Source organism: Streptomyces physcomitrii (genome assembly GCF_012273655.1).
GTDB lineage: Bacteria > Actinomycetota > Actinomycetes > Streptomycetales > Streptomycetaceae > Streptomyces > Streptomyces physcomitrii.
In genome coordinates, this window is the sequence record NZ_JAAWWP010000014.1 from 103,203 (window position 1) to 125,417 (window position 22,215).

Here is a 22,215-nt window from a genome sequence, read left to right on the forward strand (position 1 = left end):
ACCGAATTGACCGGTGCCCGCAGTCGCGCACCTCAGGCAGAATTCACTTCACACGGGAGAGCCGCAACGTGGAGAATCGCGTCATCATCGTCGGGGCCGGGCCCGTCGGACTCATGCTCGCCGGGGAAATCCGCCTCGGCGGGGCGGACGTCGTCGTCTACGACAAGCTTCCGGCACCGTCGGGGGAATCGCGGGCGCTCGGATTCACCAAACGCGTCGCCGAGATATTCGACCAGCGCGGACTCCTCAGCCGTCTCGGCACCATCCGCTGGGGCCAGAACGGGCACTTCGGCGGTGTGGGCATCGACCTCAGCGCGCTGGCGGAGAACCACCGGGGCGTGCTGGGTCTGCCCCAGTCGCGTACCGAGGAGCTGCTGACCGAGTGGATCACCGGACTCGGCGTCACCATCCGGCGCGGCTACGCGGCGACGCGCCTCACCGAGGACCCCGACCACGTCACCGTCCACTTCGACGGACCGGAGGGCGCCTTCGAGGACACCGCCGCGTACGTGGTCGGCTGCGACGGCGGCGGCAGCACCATCCGCACCGCGGCCGGCATCAAGGCTCCCGGCTGGGAGGCGACCCGGGGCATGTTCATGGCCGACATCACCGGCGCCGAGGTCGGCCAGCGCCCCACCGGGCAGCGCATTCCCGGCGGCAACATGATCCTCTCCGTCAGCCTCGGCGACGGGTACTACCGCATCCTCATCCACGACAAGTCGCTCCCGCCCCGGCTGGAGCGGCCCCTCACCTACGAGGATGTCGCCGACGCCTGGCAGCGCATGACCGGCGAGTCCCTGCACCACGCGCAGGCACGGTGGATCTGCCACTTCGACAACGCGGCCGGGCTCGCCACCCACTACCGCAAGGACCGGGTGCTGCTCGCCGGGGACGCCGCGCACCACACGCCGCCGCTCGCGGGCTGGGGGCTGAGCGCCGGTATCCAGGACGCCGCCAACCTCGGCTGGAAGCTCGCGGCAGTGCTCGGCGGCCGGGCCCCGGAGACCCTGCTCGACAGCTACCACGCCGAACGCCACCCCATCGGGCAGCAGTTGCTCCGCGACACCCACGCCGCCTCCACGCTCTACCTGACCGGCGACGAACTCGAACCCCTGCGCGCCACCCTGCGGGAGCTGCTCGCCTACCCGGAGGCCGCGCACCATCTGGCCGGTCACGTCAGCGGGTTGACCGTCCGCTACGACATGGAGACCGGCCAGGAGCAGCCGCATCCCCTCCTCGGCTGCCGCATCGACCCCGGGACCGAGTTCACCCTGGAGGACGGCACCCGTACCCGGATCGCCGAACTGCTGCTCGACGGCAGGCCGCTGCACCTCACCGCGCCCGGCTCCGCCTCGGCGCAACAGCTTCCCGACGGGTGGGCGGACCGCGTCACCGCGGTCTCCGCCACGCACACTCCGGGCGAGGGCAGCTCGGCCGCGCCGCTTCCCGAGACCCTTCTCATCCGGCCCGACGGCTACCTCGCCTGGGCACCGCCCGCCACCGGAACCACCGACGGGCAGGCGGACGCGGAGGGCCTCGGCAGGGCGCTGACCCGCTGGTTCGGACCGGCGTCCGTCAGGGCCTGAACCACCGGGCGGGGCGGGCATGTCGAGCCCATCGGGCTCACCGTCTGCCCCGCCCTCCGCTCGTACCACCGTCACCGAAGAGCCGAGGTGGACGACACCGGCGACACGGACTTGACCCTGTCACTGGCGGCAGGGTCGGACCCTCTTCGCCATGGGACACCACAGCGGCGTACGAGATGACGGTGGCAGGCAGCGGCACGGGGACGGGGAGCAGCGCGGCGGTGAGGACGGCGGTCGCGGTCCGCGGGGCGGCCGGACCGTTCTCGTCACCGGGGGCGGAACCGGGATCGGGCGGGCCACCGCCCTTGCCTTCGCGGCCGAAGGGGCGGAGGTCGTCGTGGTGGGGCGGCGCCTCGGCCCGCTCCGGGAGACCTCGGCGGCCGATCCCCGGATCACCGCCCTGGCCGGGGACCTCACCGTCGAGGGGGAGCCCGAGCGGATCGTCCGCCGGGTCCTGGAGACGCACGGGCGGCTCGACGTCCTGGTCAACAACGCCGCCGTCGTCCGCGGTGGCCCTCTCGGCTCGCTCGGTGCGGAGACGATCGGCCCCCAGCTCGCGACCAATCTGGTGGCGCCCGTCCTGCTGACCGGGGCCGCGCTGCCCGCCCTGGAGGCCTCCGGCGGGGTGATCGTCAACGTCAGCACATCGGTGGACCGGCGGGCCTGGCCCGGCAGCTCCGTCTACGCGGCGACCAAGGCGGCACTGGAATCGCTCACCCGCAGCTGGGCGGTCGAACTGGCGCCCCGGGGTGTCCGGGTGGTGGCGGTGGCCCCCGGCGCCGTCGACACCCCGATCGGCGACCATCAAGGGCTCAGCGCCGAGCGGCAGGCGGCGGTGCGCGCGTGGCAGCTGGCGCACACCCCGCTGGGCCGGATCGGGCGGCCGGCGGAGGTGGCCTGGGCGATCACCCGACTCGCCGGTGCGGGGGCCTCGTTCGTGACCGGAGCGGTGCTCGCGGTGGACGGGGGTGCCGTGGTGGCGTGATAGGCATGGCGGCCGGAGGTGGGCGGATGCGGATCGGCGAACTGGCGGCTGCCGCGGGGACCACGGCACGGGCCCTGCGCCACTACGAGCAGGCCGGGCTGCTCTCCTCGACGCGCGCCGCCAACGGCTACCGGCACTACGCGGACTCGGCGGTGGTCCGGGTCCGCAATATCCGCTACTTTCTGGCCGCGGGGCTGACCCTGGAGGATGTCCGGGTCTTCCTGCCCTGCCTGGACGGTGATGTCGCCGCGGCGCGTCCCAGCGGCCGCGGGCTGGAAGTCGCCCGGGAGCGGCTCGCCGTGCTCGACGCCCGGCTGTCCGCCCAGACCGAGATCCGCGACCGGCTGGCGGGGGCCCTGCGCCAGGCGGAGGCGGCCGGAGTGCAAGGGGCGGGTTCCTGACGCCCGGGTGAGAGGGCGGGCCCGGTCCCGGCTTCCGCGTGACGGATGCCTCCCCGGGACCTGCCTCCCGACCGTTGCCCGTGACGGCTCGTCTCGCCAACTCGCGCGCCAACTGCCGTGCAGGGCAAGCCCGTTGACCCAGGGGGATAGCCGGCCCCTATCCCCCTTTGGCATCATCCGGCGGCTTCGCTCCTCCATGACACTCCTTGTGCCAACCGTTCTCGCCCCCACAGAACGAGTAGGAGTCCCCCCACCATGAAGCTTTCCCGTCGTTTCGTCTCCGCTTCCGCCGGTATCGCGCTGACCGCCGGTGCCCTCGCCGCCTTCGGTGCCGCCCCCGCCGGTGCCGCCCAGGCGCCGACCGCCACCACCTCGGCCGCCGCCTACCAGGGCTCGAAGGCGGAGGCGAAGGCGAACACGGCCTTCTTCGAGGCCGTGATGAAGTCGGTCGCCGAGAAGCGCGCCGAGAACCCGGGCATCAAGGCCGTCACCGTCACCTACGACGCCTCAGGCGCCCCCGCCTTCGCCGAGCAGATCGCCGACTCCGTGGGCATCTGGAACAGCGCCGTCGCCAACGTCCAGCTCCAGGAAGGTTCCAACGCCGACTTCGAGTACCGCGAGGGCAACGACCCCCGCGGCTCGTACGCCTCGACCGACGGCCATGGCAGCGGGTACATCTTCCTCGACTACGCGCAGAACGAGGAGTACGACTCCACGCGCGTCACCGCCCACGAGACCGGTCACGTCCTCGGCCTCCCCGACACCTACGACGGCCCGTGCAGCCAGCTGATGTCCGGTCACGGCCCCGGGACCTCCTGCACCAACTCGCAGCCCGACTCCGCCGAGCGCGCCAAGGTCGAGCAGCTGTGGGCCAACGGCTTCGAGAAGGCGCTGCACAAGAGCGCCGCCCGCTGACCCGAGGGTCGCCGACTCCCGTACCGTGCCGGGCCGTTCAGGAAGAACCTGGGCGGCCCGGCGCCGTTTCTCCGCCTCTCTGCGGTACGCCCCCTCCCCGTGGCCCCGGGCCCTCAGGCCGCCGGTGCCGAGTGCAGCAGGATCTGGGCCAGCTCCCCGGGCCGGGAGAACATCGGCCAGTGGCCGGTGTCGAGTTCGACCAGCTCCCAGTGCGGGCTGGTCAGCAGGGCGGCCACGGTCGGATTCGGCTCGGGGCCGTCCAGCAGGCACTTGAGGTAGGTGGCGGGGAGTTCGCCGAGCGGGCGGTCGAGGACGGCGGGCTCGGTGAGGCTCGCGCCGGGATGCGGGGTCGCAGCGCCGACGAACCGGGTGATCTGCTCGTCCGTGAGCCCCTGGCCCTCGAAGTCGGGGGCGGTGGGCAGCGCCCACTCGCCGCCGTTCTTCGCGAGGGCGGCCTCCAGCTCGGCGGGGCCCTGCCACCAGCCGGAGGCGAAGGACTCGCCGTCCACCGGAACCTCGGAGTCGACGAAGACCACACGGGCGAGCCGCTCACCGATCCGTTCCGCGGCCTGGCCCACCGGGATGCCCGAGTAGCTGTGCCCGACCAGGACGACCTCGCTCAGGCCGCCTCTCTCCACCGCCTCGACGATCTCCCGTACATGGGCCTGCTGGCCCACGGCGGTCTCCTCGCGCTTCTCGGCGAGACCGGGCAGCGTCACCGGATGGACGCCGTGGCCCGCGGCTCTCAGCCCGGGCGCCACCTCGTCCCACGCCCAGCCACCCAGCCATGCCCCTGCTACCAGTACGAATTCAGCCATGCCCGCAAGGTAGCGGAGGGGTCTGACAACGGGGTCCGGGCGCGGCCTCCGGTCAGACGGCCGCCGACCGGAAGTCCACGGCGAGTTCGACCTCGCGCCACACTTCCTCGGCAGTCTCGCGTGCCTCGGCGGGCACATCGCCGCGCTCCTCGACGAGGCTCTCGTAGATCGGCGCGGAAGCCGGTTCGGTGGCAGTCGGCATTGCGGTCCCCCTGAGGATCTCGGTGCTGGTCCTGGTACTTGTGCTCGTGATGGTGCGATACATGCATGCGTGCTCGCGCTGGTCATGCGGTACGGATCGACGGGTGTTGATCAATGACGAGCGGCGCCGAGTGTAGATCGGGATCCGCCGGGGCGAAGTGACGGCGGCCACGCCGGGTGGGTGAGCAGCCGCACATCCTCCCCGGCGCGGGGCCGGTCCGCACCGGGAGCGTGACCAGGGATGCTGGCCGCCGCGCCCCGCCGGTGCTCTCCTGGGAGGGGGGAACCGACGGCGACGGGCGCGGCGGCGGACGTGGCGTCCGGGTGCGGAGGCAGATCATGGTCCTGCCCGTGACGGTGGGGGCCGCGCGGTCCCCGGAAGGTTTGACGGCGGCGGACTGGGCCGCGCGCGAGGCGGTCCTGCGGGCGGCTCCGCTGAGGCTCCTCCGGGCCCGGCGGCGGCCCGCAGCCGGGTCCCACCCGCCGGAGCCGGACGGCTCCTGGCTCTCCGCGAAGGTCTCCGAACTGAGCACCCGCCACCCGCAGTTGGAGATCACCGTCGAGGAGGCCGCCGACGATCCGGCGAAGGCGCTCGCGGCGAGCACCGAGAAGTCGCAGCTGGTGGTGATCGGCTCGCGCCCCGCGCACGCCGTGACCACCCGGCTCACCGGCTCGCTCGCGCTCGGCCTGGTCGCGCACGCCCGCGGTCCGGTGGTCGTGGTGCCCGAGGGCAGCGCCCACGGTGCGGACACGGAACGCCCCGTGGTGGCCGGTCTCGACCTGCGGACGGTGCCCGACCCGGTCCTCGCCTACGCGCTCCAGGCCGCCCGGCGCGAGCACCACCCGCTGCGGGCGGTCCACGTCTGGAGTCTCCAGGGGGTCTACTCCTACCCCTCCGCGCTGCCGAATCCGAAGGTGGGGGCCAACGCCAAGTCGGCGGCCTCCCCCGCGCTGCGCGCGGCGCTCGCGGCGGCCGGGGCCGGGGAGGCGGAGGTCCCCGTGGAGGGGGTGCTGCGCTCCGGGGCCGTCGGTCCGCGGCTGCTGCACTCCGCCGCCGGGGCCGGGCTCCTCGTCGTCGGCCACCGCGCGCGGCGGCATCTGCCGCTGGGTTCCCGGATCGGCCCGGTGACCCATGCGGCGCTGCAGCACGCGGTGGCGCCGGTCGCGGTCGTGCCCTGCGAGTGAGCGGGCGTACGGCGCCGGGCCCGACCGGGTCCGCACCGGCACGTACGAGTGGGCACGCAGGCGGCGGTGCGGATCGGCACGTACGAGCGCGTACGAGCACGTACGCGGCGGTGCGCGGAGCTTGACCGCCCCGGGGCGGCCCCGGGGCCGGACCGCGCACCGCCCGACTTTCGCATCGGGCCACCCGGACCCACCATGGAGGGGCATCAGGGCACGAGTGCGGCCCGGGTGCGGCCCGCGGAGTGAGGCCCGGGCAGCCGAGCGGCCGGTCCGGCCTCCCCCCGGGGTCGTGCCCCTTCGGCGATCCGCCCGGCCGCGGCCACGCCCGCATCCGCCATCCGGCGAGGGAGAGCACGACATGCGCCGAGACGATCTTCCGGCCCCGGACACGGGACTGCTCGTCACCCACTTCCTGACGGTCGCGGACGTACCGCGGTCGCGGGCGTTCTATACGGAGATCCTGGGCGGGGAGGTGGTGCTCGCCGAGAACCCGTGCATCGTCAAGCTCGCCAACAGCTGGATCCTGATGAACCCCGGTGGCGGCCCCACCCCCGACAAGCCCGATGTCAGCCTGCGCCCGCCCACCGATCCGGGGACCGCGACGAGCTTCCTCAACCTCCGCGTGGCCGACATCGCGGACTGCTACGAGCGGTGGTCGGCGAAGGGCGCGGAGTTCCTCACCCCGCCGCTCGACCGCAAGGCCGAACTCCGCTGCTATCTGCGGGACCCGGACGGCTACCTCATCGAGGTGGGCCAGTCCACGGGGCTGCTGGTGGGCATCCTGGCCGATCCGCCCGCCGGGAACGCCTAGGAATCAGCCGCCGCCGGTCGGGACCGCCGCCGACCTGGCTCCGTCCCTCCGCCCGACGTGGCCGGTGGTGCCCCGCGGGTCACAGCCCGGCCCCCTGCCGCGGGCACCCGGCAGGCGCGGTGCCCTCGCCGCGGGTGGCACGCAGGCGCGCGGTCAGTGCCGCGAGGGTGGCCGCCGCGCAGGGGATCCAGTAGCCGGAGCCCGGCCTCAGGTGCTCGGCGGTCCAGCCGGCCACGGCCGCTCCGGCCGAGACGCCGGTGAGGATGCCGGTCACCGCGAGCGTCATGCCCTCGTTGAGCCGGTCCTCGGGCACCAGGGACTGTACGAGCGTGATCCCGGTGACCATCGCGGGGGCAGTGGCGCAACCGGCGAGGAAGAGGCAGCAGGCGAGCACGGGCAGGTCCCGGGCCGACAGCGGCAGTGCCGTCAGCGCGGCCATCGCCGCCGTGCACCGGGCGAACCTCCGCGGCAGCGAGGCGGCCGGGGCCCGCAGCCCCAGGAGGAGCCCCGCCGCGCACGAACCGGCCGCCTGCAGGCCGAGCAGCGCGCCCGCCGCGCCCGGGTGCCCCCGTGCCTCGGCGAAGGCGAGGGTGGTGACCTCCAGGGCGCCGAAGACCACGCCCGTGCACACGAAGGTGAGCAGCACTCCCGGCATGCCCGCGGTCCGCAGCGGTGCCCGCCCCCGCGCCGTACCGGAGCCCGCCGGTGGCTGTGTGCCGCGCTGGGCGCAGAACAGCAGGACGCCGCTGAGCAGCAGGACGGCGCCGACGAGGGTGCCCGCCTCCGGGAAGAGCGCCGTGCACAGGAAGGCGGCGAGCACCGGGCCGAGCATGAAGCAGACCTCGTCCGCGACCTGTTCGAAGGAGTTGGCCACGTGCCGTGCGGCCGGGTCGTGCCGGTACAGGTGGGTCCAGCGGGCGCGGGCCATGCCGCCGGTGTTGGGGGCGCAGGAGGTGGCCGCGTAGGAGGCGAAGAGGGTCCAGTCGGGTGCCTCGCGGCGCACGCACAGGACCAGGACCGCGGAGGCCGAGACGGAGAGGACGACCGCGGGTATCGCGATCCGCGCCTGGCCGTGGCGGTCGACGAGCCGGGCGATCAGCGGCGCGACGACGGCCGTCACCCCGAGGCCGACCGCGGAGACGGCCCCGGCGAGGGCGTAGGAGCCCCGCGTGCCCGCGACCATGAGGACGAGGCTCACGCCGGACATCCCCATGGGCAGCCGGGCGAGCAGGCTGCCCGCGGTGAAGGCGGTGGCGCCCGAGGCGGAGAAGAGCCGGCGGTAGGGGCCCGGGGCGGGCCGCAGAAGGTGGTTGCCCATGGCGGACAGCCTCCGGCCGAGCGGTCCCGGGCGTCCAACACCTGTTGAGGGGCCATTGACGCACGGGAGTTGTCAATCGCCGCGATGCTTCAATGGCGTGGTGCCGCACGACATCGACCCCCGCCTCCTGCGGGCCTTTCTCGCCGTCGCCGAGGAGCTGCACTTCTCGCGTGCGGCGGCCCGGCTGCACCTCGCCCAGCAGGCCCTGAGCCGCGATATCGCCCGGCTGGAGCGGCAGTTGGGCGCCGCGCTGTTCCTGCGCACCACCCGGCGGGTCGAACTGACCGAGGCGGGCGAGCGGCTCCTTCCGTACGCGCGCCGCCTGGCCGAGGCCCAGGAGGCGCTGCTCGCGGCCTTCGCCCCCGACGCGGAGAGGCCCCTGCTCGTCGACATCCGCGCCCAGGCGGCCACCGGCAACCGCGTACTGGAGGAGGCCCGAAGGGCGTCGCCCGAGACCGAGTTGACCGCGCGTTTCCACAGCGGACTGACCGGGGCGGCCGACGAGATCCTCGCGGGCCGCCTCGATGTCTCCTTCGGCCGCGTCGCGGGGCTCTCCGCCGCCGCGCGCAGCGGACTGGAGCACCGGCTGATCCGCTACGAGGCGATGGCGGTGCTGCTGCCCGAGGACCATCCGCTGGCGGCGCTGCCCGCGATCCCGCTCGACCGGCTCGCGGGCGAGACCCTCTACACCGGGGCCGGGAACCCGGCGACGGCCGAGTGGACGGCGCTGGCCGAGCAGCTCTTCGCCGCGCGCGGCATCCGCTCCGCCGCCCCCTTCCCCTCGATCGACGGCGAGCGGGAGTTCGCCCGGCTGATGCGCAAGCAGGGCTGGTCCGTCCTCGCCACCACCCAGTTCCTCACCCTCGACGGGACGGTGCTGCGCCCGCTCACCGACCCCGTGCCGCTCGCCGCGGTCTCGCTGGTGTGGCGCCGGGGGCTGCGTCATCCGGGGCTCGACGCGCTGCTGTCGGCCGCCGCCGGTCTCGCCGGGCGGTACGGGTGGCTGGCGCGTCCGCCGGGCAGCTGGCTGCCGGACCTCGACGCGCGGCTCGCGGGGGGCGAATCCGCTGACCGGTAATGGTGTGGCCCAAGGGCACGATGTTCACGTATCGGTGAGCGCGTGGGTACCGTACGCTCACTTCGCGAATCCCGCCGCCGCGTTCGGAAAGGAATCTGGCATGCCGGAAACTCCGTCGTTCTCCGTCGAGGATGTCGACTTCGAGGCCACCTACCAGGGGGCGCCGCCGGTCAGGGGCTCGGAGGTCACCTTCGCCGTCACCCCGTGGGACATCGGCGAGGCGCAGCACTTCGTGGCCCGTCTGGAGGGCGAGGGCAAGCTCGCCGGGGAGATCCTCGACGCGGGCAGCGGGCTCGGGGAGAACGCGCTCTTCCTCGCGGGCAAGGGCCACCGGGTGACCGGCGTCGACGCCTCGGCGACCGCGCTGGGCCGGGCGCGGCAGCGGGCCCAAGAGCTGGGCGTGCGCGCCGAGTTCGTGCAGTCGGACGCGACGCGGCTGGCCGAGCTGGAGGACGGGCGGTTCACCACCGTCCTGGACAGCGCGCTCTACCACTGCCTGAGCGAGCAGCAGCAGCGCGCGTACGCCGAGGCCCTGCACCGCGTCACGGCGCCCGGCGCGCAGCTGCACCTCTTCTGCTTCGCGGACCGGGCCACCGGGTTCGTGCTGCCGCAGTTCCAGGTGAGCCAGGAGAACCTGCGCGCCAACCTGGGCCCCTGGTGGGACATCCAGGACATCCGGCCGGACTTCTACACCATGGCCCTGACCAAGGAGAAGCTGGCGGAGGCCACCGAGGGCTTTGTGCGGCTGGGCCTGCACGTCGACCCGGACGAGGTGCAGTGGGACGAGCAGGGCCGGGCCACCGGGATGATCTGGCACCTGCACGCGATGCGCCGCTGAGGCGGCGGGAGTTCGAGGAGTTCCGGGGAGTCTCCGGGAGTCCACGTCCTCCGAGCGGCGGTGCGCCCCGCGCGGGGCCGTGCGGGTGGCGGGGGCGTCGCGGCCGTGTCCGGTGCGTGTCACCGACCCGCAACAGCCGGTGAACTACCGCTGGGACCAGGCTGGTTTGCCGATCATGAGTCCTTACGCGCACCTCGTCCTCGCCGCCGGCGGCTCCCGTGGCGGCTCCTCGGGTTCCCGTGGCGGTGGTTACCGGGGCGGCGGCCATCACGGCGGCACGACCGGGGGCGGCGGCCTGAGCAGCGGCACCATGCTCGCTCTGCTCTTCGGCCTCCTGTTCGTGGTGGGCGTCTTCGCCTGGATCCGCCACGCGAACAACTCCCGGGACTGACCGGGAAGTTCAAGCCCGCCAGGGGCGTACGGCCGGGGAGCGGCCCCTCCCCCGCAGGACCGGCACGCTGCCGGGCGGCGGACCGCCCGGCAGCCGCGGACTCAGCGCAGGTGGCTGCCGAGCAGCGCCTTGGTCACCGGAGCGCCGAGGTCCCCGGGCCCGAAGGCGGTCGCACCCGTGGTGGTCACCCCCTCGGCGGTGCCGCGCAGGGACCACAGCGCACCGGCCGAGGCGTTCTCCGCGGTGGAGGAGACCGCGAGGTCGCGGTGGCCGTCACCGTTCACGTCGAGCAGCGCGCAGGCCGCCCCGAACTTGTCGCCCTTCTCGGCGACTCCGGGCACCCCGGGGCTGTTCTGGTGGAAGACCTGGCTGCCCTCGCCGGTGACGCCGGAGGGGCTCCCGTGGAGCAGGGCGGCCGAACCGGCGTCGGTCAGGCCGCTGAAGTCCTCGCCGCTGATGCCGAGCGCGACCTCCGCGCGGCCGTCGCCGGTCACATCGGCCACCGCGACACAGGAGCCCGTACGGTCGCCCTCCTCCTCGGCCCCGTAGAAGCCGGGCAGGCTCTGGTCGAAGGACTGGACGCGCTCGGCGGAGGGGCCCTCGGCGGAGCCGTGCACGACGGTGACCTTGCCGGTGGCCTCGCCCGCGCCGATGACCACGTCGCCGTAGCCGTCGCCGTCGACATCGCCCACGGCGGTCGCCCCGTCGTCGCCGACGCTGCCGATCTCGCCGAGGGTGCCGCTGTTCTTGAAGCCGGTGGCGCCGCCGAGCAGGACGTGGTTGCCCCAGACTCCGTCGCCCTCGTACTCCCAGACAGCGATGTCATCGCGCCGGTCGCCGTCGACGTCGCCGACCGCCTTGGCCTCGACCGGGCCGCCGAGCGAGTGGGGTCCGTCGACGCAGGAGTCGTCGGTGTCGCAGCCGGGGCCCTCGTCGCCGTAGCCCCACCACTGCGACTTGTCGAGGAAGTCGAGCACTTGGGCGGGCTTCCCGGCGCGGGTGAGCGGGCCCTTCCAGAGGTTGGCCTGCTGGGTGACGGGGTCGTCGCCCTCGACCTCGGCGTCGCCGAAGAGGGCGAGGTCGGCCTGGCCGTCACCGTCGAAGTCGCCGATCTGCGGGGCCTGTCCGAACCCGGCGAGCGCGGTGCCGCCGCTCAGGCCCGAGGGCGAGCCCCAGAGCACCACACCGCCCGGCGATCCGGCGGCGGAGCCGACCACCAGGTCGCTGTACCCGTCGCCGTCCAGGTCGCCCTTGCTGAAGCTCTGGCCGAAGTGCTGCTTCGCGACGGCCGAGCCGGGCACCCCGCCGGTCGAGCGGCTGACCAGGGTGCGTTCGGCGGGGTCGAGTCCGTCCGCCGAGCCGTACGTCACGGCCAGATACCCGGCTCCCGCCTTGCCGGAGACGGTGCCGCCGGGGGCGCCGGAGACCAGGTCCGCGTATCCGTCGCCGTTGAAGTCGTCGGCCGGGGCGGCCTTGCCCTCCGCGGCGTGCGCCTGCTCGGGGGCGAGCGACCAGATGCTCAGGCCGCCCGCCACCAGGAGCGCGGCGGCCAGCGGCGCCGCCGCACGGGCGCGGCGCCGGGTGCCGCGGGAACCGGAGTGTCGTATCAGGGGCATACAGGAGTTCCTTCGCTCGTCATGCGATGTCCACCTGGGTGGACGGCGAAGGGGGGCCGATGGTTGTGCACTCTGCGGGATCCGGGAAACGTGCCGGGGCGGCCGGCTCCGGGCGCGGGGCGGCGCCGTGCGGTGCGGCGGCCCGGGGCTCAGGGGGTCGGGATGCCGCCGGGCCGGGCCGGGCGGCCGAAGCGCACCGGTACGCCGGGCGAGTAGAGCACGCTCACCGGCGGGCCGACGGGACTCGGCAGACCCGCGGCGGCGACCAGGTCCTCCTCGCAGGACAGGAGTTCGGCCCGGTGCAGCGGCCAGCGCGGGTGGGTGTTCGGCAGGTAGAGGGAGCGGCCGAGGAAGGTGTTGTGCATGCCCCAGCGGGCGGTCAGGAAGTGCTCCAGCGCGGTGGGCTCCGCGAGGCGCGGGCCGCGCCGTACGACGATCCTGCTTCCGGCGCCGCGCGGTCCCGGCCAGCGCCGCCTGCTGGTGTAGGTGAGGAGGTCGCCCTCCTGCCGTACGGACATCTTCGACCACAGGTACGGCAGCCGGAAGGCGGACCGGGCCACGGCGACGGGTATCAGCCGGGAGGCGTCCAGCGAGCGGAAGACCACTCCGCGCCGCCCCCGCTCGTCCACGGAGTACAGGCGCACATTGGTCTCCGGGAAGGTGCCGAGGTACGGGATGCCGGGGAGCCGGAACCAGCCGACGCGGTGCATGCGGAAGGCGACCAGGCCCACATAGGTCAGGCCGTCGAGGGTGTCGGGCACCGTGCCCTCGGGGAGCAGCGGGGCCACGTCCTCGGGCGGGTAGGCCCAGTGCAGGAAGGCGAGGTCCAGCCAGGACTGGGTGAGCAGCGGGCCGGTGGCGGGTCCGGGCGGCGGGTCGGCCGTGATGGGCTCGGGCTCCTGGATCAGGGACACCGGAGCAGCATCGCAGTGCGCGCGCGGGGCGCGGTAGGGCCGCGGGTCCGCGCGCGGTGTGACGTTCGTCCCGCCGGGGGCGGGCTGGGGCGGCGCCGGGGGCGCGCTGTGCTCCGCCGATGGGACGGTCGACTCGGTGGGCGGTGTCACTGTGCCGGGCGAGGTCCGCCCTGGCTGAGCGGGGCAGCCTGCCCGCCGGTTCCCTCCGCGCGGGTGGCGGCCTCGAAGGACCGGCGGGCGAGGGCGGCCAAGTCCCGTGCCGCGCCGACCAGTTGGTGGCCCCTGCGGTGGACGGCGCGCAGCCGCCGATGGAGGTCGAGTCCGGTCACCGGGACGGCGACGAGGCTGCCCGCGGCGACGTCCCGGGCCACCGCGAGGCTGCTGAGGACGGCGGGCGCGACGCCCTCGGCGACCGCGGTCTTGATCGCGGTGGTGGAGGAGAGCTCCAGGAGGGGTTCGGCGAGGGGCGCCTCGGTGCCCCGGCCGAGCGCGCGCTCCAGGGAGAGCCGGGTGCCCGAGCCGCGCTCCCGGCTCACCAGCGGTGTCGCGGCCAGTTCCGCGGGGGTGATCCCGGTGCGGACGCGGCGGCTCCAGGGGTGCCCGGGGGCCACGATCAGGGTCAGCTCGTCGCGGCCCACGAGTTGTGACCGCAGTGCTCCGGGGACGCGCGGGCTCTCCACGAAGCCGATCCGGGCGCTGCCGTCCAGGACGGCGGCCACCACCTCGTCGGAGTTGCCGGTGGTCAGGGCGATGGTGGTGCCGGGCACGGTGGCGTGGAACCGTACCAGCCAGTGCGGGAGCAGGTACTCCGCGATGGTCATGCTGGCGGCGACCGGGAGCCGGGACTCGGCGCCGTGGTGCAGGGAGGCGATGCCCGCTTCGAGAGTGGCGGCGGCCTCGACGGCGGTGCGGGCCCAGTCGGTGACCAGGGCGCCGTGCTCGGTCAGCCGGGAGCCGGTGGGCGAGCGGGTGAGCAGTTCGAGGCCGAGGCGGCGCTCCAGGTGCCGCAGCCGGGAGCTGGCGGCGGGCTGGCTGATGCCGTGCGCCCGGGCGGCCGCCCCGACGCTGCCGAGGCGGGCGACGGAGAGCAGCAGGTCGAAGGGGCCGAGGTCGCCGACCCGGCTGGGTAGAGGCATAAGCCCAGTCTATGACCCCATGCCGTACCGGCCCCTACCGGAGCGGCGGCGGACCTTCGAGAGTGGACCCCATGAGCACCCCTGCCGCCGTCCGGGACCGGAACCCGATCCCGCCGAAGGACCCCAGGACGGGTCCGCAGACTTCCGCCCGCTCCGCGCTGGACGAAAAGACCCCCCGGACGCGATCCGGGTACGCCCGGCCACCGGGCCGGGTGCTGAGCGCGCTGGACCGCCCGGCCGACCTCTTCCGGCATCTGGGCCCGAACTGGTTCGCCTGTGTGATGGGCACCGGCATCGTGGCGAACGCGGCGGCCGGGCTGCCCGTCCACGCCCCGGGTCTGCGCCCCCTCGCCACCGCGGTCTGGGCGCTCGCGGCGCTGCTGCTGCTCGCGCTCACCGCGGCCTGGGCCGTGCACTGGACCCGCCACCGGGAAGAGGCCCTCGGCCATGCCCGCCACCCGGTGACGGCGCACTACTGGGGCGCCCCGGCGATGGCCCTGGTGACGGTGGGCGCCGGGACCCTGTCCCTCGGCCGGGACTGGATCGGCGCCGGGGCCGCGCTCGGCGTCGACGCGGTCCTGTGGTCCGCCGGGACCCTGCTCGGCCTCGCCACCTGCGTCTGGATTCCGTACCGCGCGATCACCGGGCGCCCGGCGGCGGCCGGTTCCGCCTTCGGGGGCTGGCTGATGCCGGTGGTCCCGCCGATGGTCTCGGCGGCCGGGGGCGCCGCGCTCGTCCCGCATCTGCCGCCGGGGCAGGGGCGGCTCGCGCTGCTGCTCGCCTGCTACGCGATGTTCGGGATCAGCCTCTTCGCCGCGCTGCTCGTGCTGACCCAGGTCTGGGGCAGGCTGGTCCACCACGGCCCCGGACCGGCCGCCCTGGTGCCGACGCTCTGGCTCGTGCTCGGCCCCCTCGGGCAGTCGGTGACCGCCGCGAACCTCCTCGGCGGAGCCGCACCGCTCGCGCTGCCGGGGCCCTACGCCACCGGCGCGGAGGTCTTCGGCTTCCTCTACGGGGTGCCGGTCTGGGGGTTCGCCATGCTGTGGCTGACGCTCGCCGCGGCCCTCACGGTGCGCACCGCACGGGGCGGGCTGCCCTTCTCGCTGAGCTGGTGGAGCTTCACCTTCCCGCTCGGCACCTGTGTCACCGGCAGCAGCGCCCTGGCGCTCCGGCTGGACTCCGCGCTGTTCACCGGGGCCGCCCTCGCTCTCTACGCCCTGCTCGTGGCCGCCTGGGCGACGGTGGCCTGGCGGACCGCGCGGGGCGCCCTGTCGGGGCGGCTCTTCCTGCCCCCGGCGCCCGCGCCCGCTCAGTCGGTGTCCGCCGGGTCCTGACCGCTGAGCACGCTCCCCCGGAAGTCCCGGGGCGAGGTGCCGAAGGCGGTACGGAAGGCGCGGGTGAAGTCGGAGGCGTTGGCGAAGCACCAGCGGGCGGCGATCGCGTGGATGCGGGTGGCCGCCTGGGCCGGGTCGGCAAGATCGCGCCGGGCCCGCTCCAGGCGTCTGCGGCGGATCCACGCGGCGACCGTCGCCTCCTCGTTCTCGAAGAGGCGGTGCAGATAGCTGACGGAGATGTGGTGTGCCTCGGCGATCGCGGACGGGGTCAGCTCGGCCTCGTGCAGGTTCTCCAGGATGAAGGCCTTGATCCGCAGGACCAGCGAGCGCCGGTGGGACTCCGGGCTGAGCGCGCTCTCGGCGTCGAAGGCCTGGGCGAGGAGCCCGGAGAAGAGGTCGATCACCAGCATCCCGAGGCGGGGCGCGTCCGCGGGCCGGTACTGGCGGGCGGGTCCGGCCAGCTGGGTCAGCAACTGGCCGAGCAGCGCGCCGTATCCGGTGCGTGCGCCGGGGCGCAGCCGTCCCGCCTCCTGGATCTGGCGGCGGGGCAGCGGCACCAGCGCCTTGGGGATCTCCACCGCCCCGCAGGCGTAGAGCCCGGTGCCGGAGCCCACCCGCACGACGCTCGGCCGGGAGCTGTCGGCAACGACGAGTTCACGCGAGCCGACCGTGTACTGCTCCTCGCCCCGGCTGATCCGCAGCGAACCGCACAACGGCACCGAGACATGCAGGAGTTCGGGGTCCGAGCGCCGGACGTGCCGGGCCGTGCGCCGGAAGACCAGCGGCTTGCACTGCGCGGGCCAGGCCGTGACGACGCCCAGGTCGATGAAGCGGTAGCGCGCCCAGAAGTCGTCCCGGTGCTCGCTGAACAGCTCCCCTTCGGCATGTCTCTCGCCGACCAGCTCCTGCCAGTATTCGAGTCGCTCGACTTCCGCCACGTCCCCGCACTGCAGCACCCTCTCGGTGAGCATCCGCGCCTCCGTCCGCGTTCCGAGCGCCTTGCCGTGTCAAGGCGTGCACGGAGTACACAGGGCGGCGATATACGTCTGCTGAACGTCCGCACAGCGCCCCGGTCAGGGGGCTGCGCCGCGCGGCGGAGGAGGTCAGGGAACGTACGTGGTGGCGAGGGCGCTCTCGTGGAGGCTGCCGAGGTAGAGGCGGCCCTGGCGTTCCCGGACGCTGGTGACCATCGCGTAGGAGCCCTCGCTCTGGAGGTCGTGGACGAGGCGCCCGTCGAGGGAGACGGCGAGGACCCAGGTGGTGCGGTCGGGGCCGGGGCTCGCCCACTCCGGCAGCGCCCACACCAGCCGCCGCAGCAGCCCGGGCAGCGGCAGCAGCCGGTCGAGCAGCGGATTGCGCGAGGTGGGGAGGGCCACCCAGATCAGTCCGTCGCTGCCGAGGGCGAGGTTGTCCGGGAATCCCGGCAGATTGCCGAGGAGCTCCTCGCGGGTGCCCGCCTTCGGCCCGGTCAGCCAGTAGCGGGTGAGGCAGTAGCCGCCGGTCTCGGCGAGGACGAGGAAGGAGCGGTCCGGCGCCAGGACCAGGCCGTTGGCGAAGTGCAGCCCGTCCAGGAGGGTGTCCACCCGGCCGTCGGGGCGGCGGCGCAGCAGCCGCCCGGTCCCGGAGTGCTCGATGAGGTCGCCGAGGTAGTGCTCCAGGTCGAAGCGGCGGCTGGAGGCGGTGAAGTAGACGGTGCCGTCGGCCGGGTCGAGGACGACATTGCTGGCGAAGGTCAGCGGCTCGCCCTCGACCCGGTCGACCAGCACCTCGACGCTGCCGGGCGCGGGGCCCGTATCACCGGCATCCGGGTCGCCGGTGGCCGCTTGCCCGGGGTCTCCGCCGTCCCCGGAGCCCCCGCTCTCCCGGGCGTCCGCGGGCGTGACGCGCAGCAGTCCGCGGCGGCTGTCGCAGACCAGCAGGGTGCCGTCCGGGCAGAGCTCCAGGCCGAGGGGTCTGCCGCCGGTGCGGGCCAGGGTGGCGACCTCCCCCGTGTCCGGGTCGACCCGCAGCAGCCGCCCGTCGGCCACCCCGGTGAGGATCCGGCCCTCGGCGTCCAGGACGACGTCCTCGGGGCCTGCGGCGGGGAGGGCGAGCCGGTGCACCGGGGGCAGCGGGGGCGTGCTCACGCGCTGCCGGGCCCGCTCCGGCGCGGCGGGCGGTCTCCACTTCCGCGGGCGCATCGCGTCCCCCTTCGGCTCGCGGCGGCCTCTCGTCCTCCGTACGGAAGGGGCACTCGGGGTGCCGGGGCGAAAGGGCGCCGGATCTCAGCGTAGAGGTACGAGCAGGCTGATGCGCTTGCCGCCGCCCGGGAGCAGGGCGACCTCGATCTCCCGGGCCAGGCGGCGGATCAGGGGCCAGCCGTAGCCGCCGGGGGTCATGGCGCGGCCCCGGGGCAGCACTCGGGGGAAGCTGCTGCTGCGGTCGCTCACCGAGAGTCGCAGTCCGCCCGCCGTCACGGCGGTGCGGAATTCGGCCACGCCGCCGCCGTGGCGCAGCGCGTTGGTGACCAGTTCGGTGGCGACCAGGACGGCGTCGCTCACCGGGGAGACCTCCCCCGGCCGGGCACGTTCCGCCAGCAGGTCCTCCACCGCGCGGCGAGCCTCCGCCGCGCTCTGCGGTTCGGCGAACCGCAGCTCCTGGCCGACCGGTTTCCCGGCGCCGTCCTCGGGCCTCGTCCGGCACTCCATCGCACATCACTCCCCGTAGCACTGATGCTCGGCTGCCCGCAGCTTCGGGCATTACACCCGGGCATCCGGCGGGGCCCGCGGGGCGACCGGACACGAGGGCGGCGCACGGCCGGAGGCGAAGATCGGCGGCGGCCCGGCGCGGGGTCGTCGAGGGGCTCCGGGGCACGATGATCGACTGGACCGGAGGCACCCTCGTGACCTGCGAAAAGACGGAAAGGGCAGTCGGCCTCGGGAGTCGGGGCCGAAGGTCACTTGACGGGTGGGCCACCCGCGTTCTTCACTGCCTGAGGCCACATTCCGGCCCGGGACCTCACCTTCACAAGAAAGTCGCACAACATGCTGGTTGACGCCGCTGCCGCCGAAGTCGGGCAGTTCCTGCTCGGAGACTCCTTTCCGTGCCTCGCCGGCCGTTCGGCCTGGCGACAGGGCGGCATCACCCATCATCACTACACCTGGCTCGGGGAGGATTCCGCGGCCCGCCTGATGGCGGCCGATCTGGAGCGGTACGTGAAGTCCGTGGACTGGGAGGCCAAGCCCTTCACCAGCTTCGTCGCCACCTTCTCCGGCCCGCTGGACCTGAGCGACGTCGACTTCGAGTGCCGGATGTGGGAGCACCTCCAGGCCCTGCACGACCACGACAGCGTGGCGCACACCTGGGCCGAGGGCTACGAGTCCGACCCCGCCTCCGGGCGCTTCGCCTACAGCGTCGCCGGGCACCCCTTCTTCGTCATCGGACTGCACGAGACGCACAGCAGGGTCGGCCGCCGCCCGCCCTTCCCGATGCTGGCCTTCAACTCGCACGCGCAGTTCGACCGGATCAAGGCGGCCGGCCTCTGGGACCGCCTCCAGGAGAAGATACGCAAGCAGGACGTGCAGCTGTCCGGCAGCATCAACCCGAACCTGGTGGAGTACGAGGAGCTGTCCGAGGCCCGCCGCTACTCCGGGCGGCGCAAGCCCTCGGACTGGGCCTGCCCCTTCAGCGCCCGGAGCTGAACCCGCGGCGGTCCGCGCCGGGCGGCACCGGCCCGGCGCGGCACCGCGCACCCCGGCTCAGGGCTGGAGCCGGGTGACCTCCCAGCCGTCGGCGCCGCTCTCGTAGCGGAGCCGTTCGTGCAGCCGGTCGGCGCCGTCCGCCCAGAACTCGACGGACTCGGGCACGAGCAGGAAGCCGACGTACGAGGCGGGGCGGGGCAGCGGGGCCTGAGGAACCGCGAGCCCCCGGGCCCTCGCCCGCAGCTCCTCGGCGTGCGCGAGGTCGCGCAGCGGCTCGCTCTGCCGGGAGGCCGTGGTCATGGCGTGGGTGAACACCGGCCGGGCCTGCCACAGGGCATCGGAGTCCGCCGCGGGCAGCGGGCGCGCCGGGCCCGCGACGGTGATCTGCCGGCTGCTCTCCCGCCAGTACAGGACGCCGGAGGCCCAGGGGTTGGCGGCGATCTCGCGGCCCTTGCGGCTCCCGGCGTGCGAGGCGAAGACCAGGCCCTCGTCGGTGACCTGGTTCAGGACGACGGTCCGCGAGGAGGTCCGTCCCCGGGCGTCCGCGGTGGCCAGGGCCAGGGCCCGGGGCTCCCGGACGCCGAGGCGGGTGGCCTCGTCCAGCCACTCGCGCAGCAGCCCGAGCGGCTGCGCGGGGGGCTCCGCGTACTCGGGGAACGCGGTTCTCAGCGTCCCGGTCAGCGACTCCGACCTGCTGCTCATACCCACTCCTCGCTGCTCGTCCCGGCCCGCGGCGGGGGCCGGTCACACCGTCAGGGTGCCCTCGATCACCACGACGCCGTCCCCCGCGACCTCGACGGTGTCCACCCGCTCCCCCTGCCCCAGGGCGAGGGCCCGCATCGGGGAGGGGCGGCCGATCTCCACGCCCTGGGTGATCTCGATCCGGGTGCCGTAGGGGGCGAGTCCGTGCCGGGCCAGGTGGATCGCCAGCGGGCCGGCCGCGGATCCGGTGGCCGCGTCCTCGACGACGCCGTAGGCCGGGGAGAACATCCGGCTGCGCCACTGGCCGCCCGCCCCGGCGAAGCAGTTGGTGGCCATGTCGGGGAAGGCCCCGAGCGCCCGGTGGTCCGGGTCGAGGGCGGAGAGCGCCGCCACGCTGTCGAGGCCGACGAAGACGTGCCGGGGGCCGTTGCGGTAGATCTCCACCGGCAGGGTGGAGCCGTCGAGGCCGAGGGCGGCGAGCAGTTCGGGGGCCCGGTCGAAGGGCTCCCAGGTGGGGACCGGCTGCCGCATGCGCGCGGCCCGCACCACCGGGCCCTCGCGCTCCAGCTCGAAGGGGATGACGCCCATGGCGGTCTCCAGGCGCAGCCGCGCCGCCTCGGTACGGGTGCCGAGCGCGATCGCGGTGCCGAGCAACGGGTGCCCGGCGAACGGCAGTTCGTTGACCGGGGTGAAGATGCGCACCCGGGCGTCGCCGCCCTCCCGGGGCTGGAGGACGAAGGTGGTCTCGGAGAGGTTCATCTCGCGGGCGATGCGCTGCATGCGGGCGGCGGGCAGGTCGTCGCCGTCGAAGAACACGGCGACCGGATTGCCGGTGAGCGGTTTTCTCGCGAACGCGTCGACGACGACATAGGCGTACATGGAACCTCCAGCGGGTCAGCGGTCGGTGCCGGGCGGGCGCGGTCCCCGGATCGTCAGGTCCCCCAGGCCTGGACCACGGACAGCGCCTGCCAGGGGGTGAGTCTCGGATCGCACAGGCTGGTGTAGCGGTCGCCGACGTGGTCGAGTGCCGCGTCCCCGGACACGCACTCGGTGACCTCGTCCGGGGTGGTCTCCAGGTGCAGGCCGCCGGGCACGCCGCCCTCACCGCGGACCGCCGCGCAGAAGCGGGACACCTCCTGGGCGAGGGTGCGCACCCGCCGGGTCTTGTGGCCGCCGGGCGCGGTGAGGGTGTTGCCGTGCATCGGGTCGCTGAGCCAGATCACCGGGTGCCCGGCCGCGCGTACCGCGGCGACCAGCCGGGGCAGCAGCTCGGCGACCTTCTCGGCGCCCATCCGGGCGATCAGGGTGAGCCGTCCCGCCTCCCGTTCCGGGTCCAACCGGGCGCACAGCGCGAGGAGTTCGGCGGGGGTCGTCCCCGGTCCTACCTTGCAGGCCACCGGGTTGCCGACCTCCGCGAGCAGGGCGACATGGGCGCCGGTGACCTGCCGGGTGCGCTCCCCGATCCACGGCCAGTGGGTGGAGCCGAGGAAGGGGGTGCCGTCCTCGGCGGTGCGGACCAGGGGCACTTCGTAGTCCATCAGGAGCGCCTCGTGGCTGGTCCACACCGCGGCCTCGGGCGGGGCGGTCCCGGCGCCGGGGCGCCAGCCGAGGTGGCCGAGGAGTTCGGCGGCGGCCATGTAGCCGGTGAGGATGCGCAGCGGGTCGGGGCGTCTGCTGTCCGCGTCGGGTTCGGGCGCGTTGACCAAGTGGCCGCGGTAGGAGGGGAGTTCGCAGTCGCCCACCCGCTCGGTCGGCCGGGAGCGCGGCTTGGCGAACTGCCCGGCGATACGGCCCACCCGGATCACCGGGCGGTGCGCGGTCGCCCGCAGGGCCCCGGCGAGCAGGTCGAGCACCGCACGCTTGCGGTCGGCGTCCACCCGGGTGCACTCCCGGGGGTCCTCCGCGCAGTCCCCCGCCTGGACGACGAGCGCCTCGCCGCGGGCGACCGCGGCGAGCCGGGTCCGCAGCCGGGCGATGTCCTCGGCGCGCACCAGCGGCGGCCGGGCCGCCAGCGCCTCCCGGACCCGGCGCACCTGGCGGGCATCGCCCCACCGAGGCTGCTGCAGCGCCTCGGTGACACGGATCTCGCGGACGGCCTCTTCCATCGGGACTCCGATCCTGCGGCGGGCATGGCGTCTTCGCTCGGGCGGCGCTCGGTCCCGGACCACGGCCCGGCGCCGGGTCGGGCTGCTTCTCCGGGTACGTGCACAGTCGTACGGCGCGCGGTGCTCCCCGCCCCGCGAGCAGGGCAGGGCGGAGCAGGGCAGAGCAGGGCAGGACAAGGCGGAACAAGGGCGGCTCGGATC

Annotated in this window: 23 protein-coding genes; 11 read left to right on the top strand and 12 right to left on the bottom strand. The window is 74.5% G+C overall.

Going from position 1 to position 22,215, the window contains the following annotated elements; all coding sequences use genetic code 11:
* Positions 1-68: 68 nt before the first annotated feature.
* The 4 genes from HFV08_RS21770 to snpA all read left to right on the top strand — a co-directional run bounded on the left by HFV08_RS21770 (position 69) and on the right by snpA (position 3,887).
* Positions 69-1,586: an FAD-dependent monooxygenase gene (locus tag HFV08_RS21770; protein WP_312885776.1), complete on the top strand. Its 1,518-nt coding sequence runs from the start codon at positions 69-71 to the stop codon at positions 1,584-1,586.
* 151 nt (positions 1,587-1,737) lie between these two features.
* Positions 1,738-2,571 (top strand): SDR family NAD(P)-dependent oxidoreductase, encoded by an 834-nt coding sequence (locus HFV08_RS21775; RefSeq protein WP_168541596.1) that lies wholly within the window; start codon positions 1,738-1,740, stop codon positions 2,569-2,571.
* 26 nt (positions 2,572-2,597) lie between these two features.
* The gene (locus HFV08_RS21780) at positions 2,598-2,972 is read left to right on the top strand and encodes a MerR family transcriptional regulator (RefSeq protein WP_168541698.1); all 375 of its coding nucleotides are present in this window, start codon (positions 2,598-2,600) and stop codon (positions 2,970-2,972) included.
* Between the two features lie 255 nt (positions 2,973-3,227).
* Positions 3,228-3,887 carry a snapalysin gene (gene snpA / locus HFV08_RS21785; RefSeq protein ID WP_168541598.1) on the top strand — a complete coding sequence of 220 codons (660 nt, stop codon included), beginning with the start codon at positions 3,228-3,230 and terminating at the stop codon, positions 3,885-3,887.
* A 113-nt stretch (positions 3,888-4,000) separates the two neighbouring features.
* Here snpA and HFV08_RS21790 read toward each other — a convergent pair whose 3' ends face one another.
* The gene (locus tag HFV08_RS21790) at positions 4,001-4,705 is read right to left on the bottom strand and encodes an alpha/beta fold hydrolase (RefSeq protein WP_168541600.1); all 705 of its coding nucleotides are present in this window, start codon (positions 4,703-4,705) and stop codon (positions 4,001-4,003) included.
* Between the two features lie 52 nt (positions 4,706-4,757).
* Positions 4,758-4,907: a hypothetical protein gene (locus tag HFV08_RS21795; protein WP_168541602.1), complete on the bottom strand. Its 150-nt coding sequence runs from the start codon at positions 4,905-4,907 to the stop codon at positions 4,758-4,760.
* 338 nt (positions 4,908-5,245) lie between these two features.
* Between HFV08_RS21795 and HFV08_RS32145 the strand changes: the two genes are divergently transcribed.
* Together HFV08_RS32145 and HFV08_RS21805 are read left to right on the top strand one after the other, a co-directional pair.
* Positions 5,246-6,091, top strand: coding sequence for a universal stress protein (locus tag HFV08_RS32145; protein ID WP_168541604.1), 846 nt, complete (start codon positions 5,246-5,248; stop codon positions 6,089-6,091).
* Between the two features lie 358 nt (positions 6,092-6,449).
* The gene (locus HFV08_RS21805) at positions 6,450-6,902 is read left to right on the top strand and encodes a VOC family protein (protein ID WP_168541606.1); all 453 of its coding nucleotides are present in this window, start codon (positions 6,450-6,452) and stop codon (positions 6,900-6,902) included.
* A gap of 79 nt (positions 6,903-6,981) precedes the next feature.
* Here HFV08_RS21805 and HFV08_RS21810 read toward each other — a convergent pair whose 3' ends face one another.
* Entirely contained in the window at positions 6,982-8,220 is a 1,239-nt protein-coding gene (locus HFV08_RS21810) for an MFS transporter (protein ID WP_168541608.1), read from the bottom strand.
* A 100-nt stretch (positions 8,221-8,320) separates the two neighbouring features.
* Here HFV08_RS21810 and HFV08_RS21815 point away from each other — a divergent pair, with 100 nt between their 5' ends.
* From HFV08_RS21815 to HFV08_RS21825, 3 genes are all read left to right on the top strand, one after another.
* Positions 8,321-9,298 (top strand): LysR family transcriptional regulator, encoded by a 978-nt coding sequence (locus HFV08_RS21815; RefSeq protein WP_168541610.1) that lies wholly within the window; start codon positions 8,321-8,323, stop codon positions 9,296-9,298.
* 100 nt (positions 9,299-9,398) lie between these two features.
* Complete coding sequence (locus HFV08_RS21820) at positions 9,399-10,136, top strand: class I SAM-dependent methyltransferase (protein ID WP_168541612.1); 738 nt, start codon at positions 9,399-9,401, stop codon at positions 10,134-10,136.
* Between the two features lie 175 nt (positions 10,137-10,311).
* A complete protein-coding gene (locus HFV08_RS21825) occupies positions 10,312-10,527 on the top strand; it encodes a hypothetical protein (protein ID WP_168541526.1) in 216 nt (71 codons plus the stop codon).
* Positions 10,528-10,628: 101 nt separating this feature from the next.
* Here HFV08_RS21825 and HFV08_RS21830 read toward each other — a convergent pair whose 3' ends face one another.
* From HFV08_RS21830 to HFV08_RS21840, 3 genes are all read right to left on the bottom strand, one after another.
* Positions 10,629-12,143 (bottom strand): FG-GAP repeat domain-containing protein, encoded by a 1,515-nt coding sequence (locus tag HFV08_RS21830; protein WP_168541614.1) that lies wholly within the window; start codon positions 12,141-12,143, stop codon positions 10,629-10,631.
* Between the two features lie 149 nt (positions 12,144-12,292).
* Entirely contained in the window at positions 12,293-13,057 is a 765-nt protein-coding gene (locus HFV08_RS21835) for a YqjF family protein (RefSeq protein WP_376770688.1), read from the bottom strand.
* Between the two features lie 146 nt (positions 13,058-13,203).
* Positions 13,204-14,193 (bottom strand): LysR family transcriptional regulator, encoded by a 990-nt coding sequence (locus tag HFV08_RS21840; protein ID WP_168541616.1) that lies wholly within the window; start codon positions 14,191-14,193, stop codon positions 13,204-13,206.
* Positions 14,194-14,264: 71 nt separating this feature from the next.
* Here HFV08_RS21840 and HFV08_RS21845 point away from each other — a divergent pair, with 71 nt between their 5' ends.
* Positions 14,265-15,527 carry a TDT family transporter gene (locus tag HFV08_RS21845; protein ID WP_168541618.1) on the top strand — a complete coding sequence of 421 codons (1,263 nt, stop codon included), beginning with the start codon at positions 14,265-14,267 and terminating at the stop codon, positions 15,525-15,527.
* Here HFV08_RS21845 and HFV08_RS21850 read toward each other — a convergent pair.
* The 3 genes from HFV08_RS21850 to HFV08_RS21860 form a co-directional block, all read right to left on the bottom strand.
* Positions 15,503-16,498, bottom strand: coding sequence for a helix-turn-helix domain-containing protein (locus HFV08_RS21850; protein ID WP_168541620.1), 996 nt, complete (start codon positions 16,496-16,498; stop codon positions 15,503-15,505). The genes HFV08_RS21845 and HFV08_RS21850 overlap by 25 nt on opposite strands.
* Before the next feature lie 132 nt (positions 16,499-16,630).
* On the bottom strand, positions 16,631-17,653 hold the full coding sequence (locus HFV08_RS21855) for an SMP-30/gluconolactonase/LRE family protein (RefSeq protein WP_312885777.1): 1,023 nt from the start codon (positions 17,651-17,653) through the stop codon (positions 16,631-16,633).
* 138 nt (positions 17,654-17,791) lie between these two features.
* On the bottom strand, positions 17,792-18,214 hold the full coding sequence (locus HFV08_RS21860) for an ATP-binding protein (RefSeq protein ID WP_168541624.1): 423 nt from the start codon (positions 18,212-18,214) through the stop codon (positions 17,792-17,794).
* Positions 18,215-18,550: 336 nt separating this feature from the next.
* Between HFV08_RS21860 and gntA the strand changes: the two genes are divergently transcribed.
* Positions 18,551-19,207: a guanitoxin biosynthesis heme-dependent pre-guanitoxin N-hydroxylase GntA gene (gene gntA, locus HFV08_RS21865; protein WP_168541626.1), complete on the top strand. Its 657-nt coding sequence runs from the start codon at positions 18,551-18,553 to the stop codon at positions 19,205-19,207.
* A gap of 57 nt (positions 19,208-19,264) precedes the next feature.
* Here gntA and phzG read toward each other — a convergent pair whose 3' ends face one another.
* Genes phzG through HFV08_RS21880 form a run of 3 tightly spaced genes read right to left on the bottom strand, consistent with a single transcriptional unit; the run spans position 19,265 to position 22,014 of the window.
* On the bottom strand, positions 19,265-19,909 hold the full coding sequence (phzG, locus tag HFV08_RS21870) for a phenazine biosynthesis FMN-dependent oxidase PhzG (protein WP_168541628.1): 645 nt from the start codon (positions 19,907-19,909) through the stop codon (positions 19,265-19,267).
* A gap of 42 nt (positions 19,910-19,951) precedes the next feature.
* Positions 19,952-20,788 (bottom strand): PhzF family protein, encoded by an 837-nt coding sequence (locus HFV08_RS21875; RefSeq protein WP_168541630.1) that lies wholly within the window; start codon positions 20,786-20,788, stop codon positions 19,952-19,954.
* Between the two features lie 53 nt (positions 20,789-20,841).
* The gene (locus HFV08_RS21880; protein WP_168541632.1) at positions 20,842-22,014 is read right to left on the bottom strand and encodes a 3-deoxy-7-phosphoheptulonate synthase; all 1,173 of its coding nucleotides are present in this window, start codon (positions 22,012-22,014) and stop codon (positions 20,842-20,844) included.
* Between the last annotated feature and the right edge of the window lie 201 nt (positions 22,015-22,215).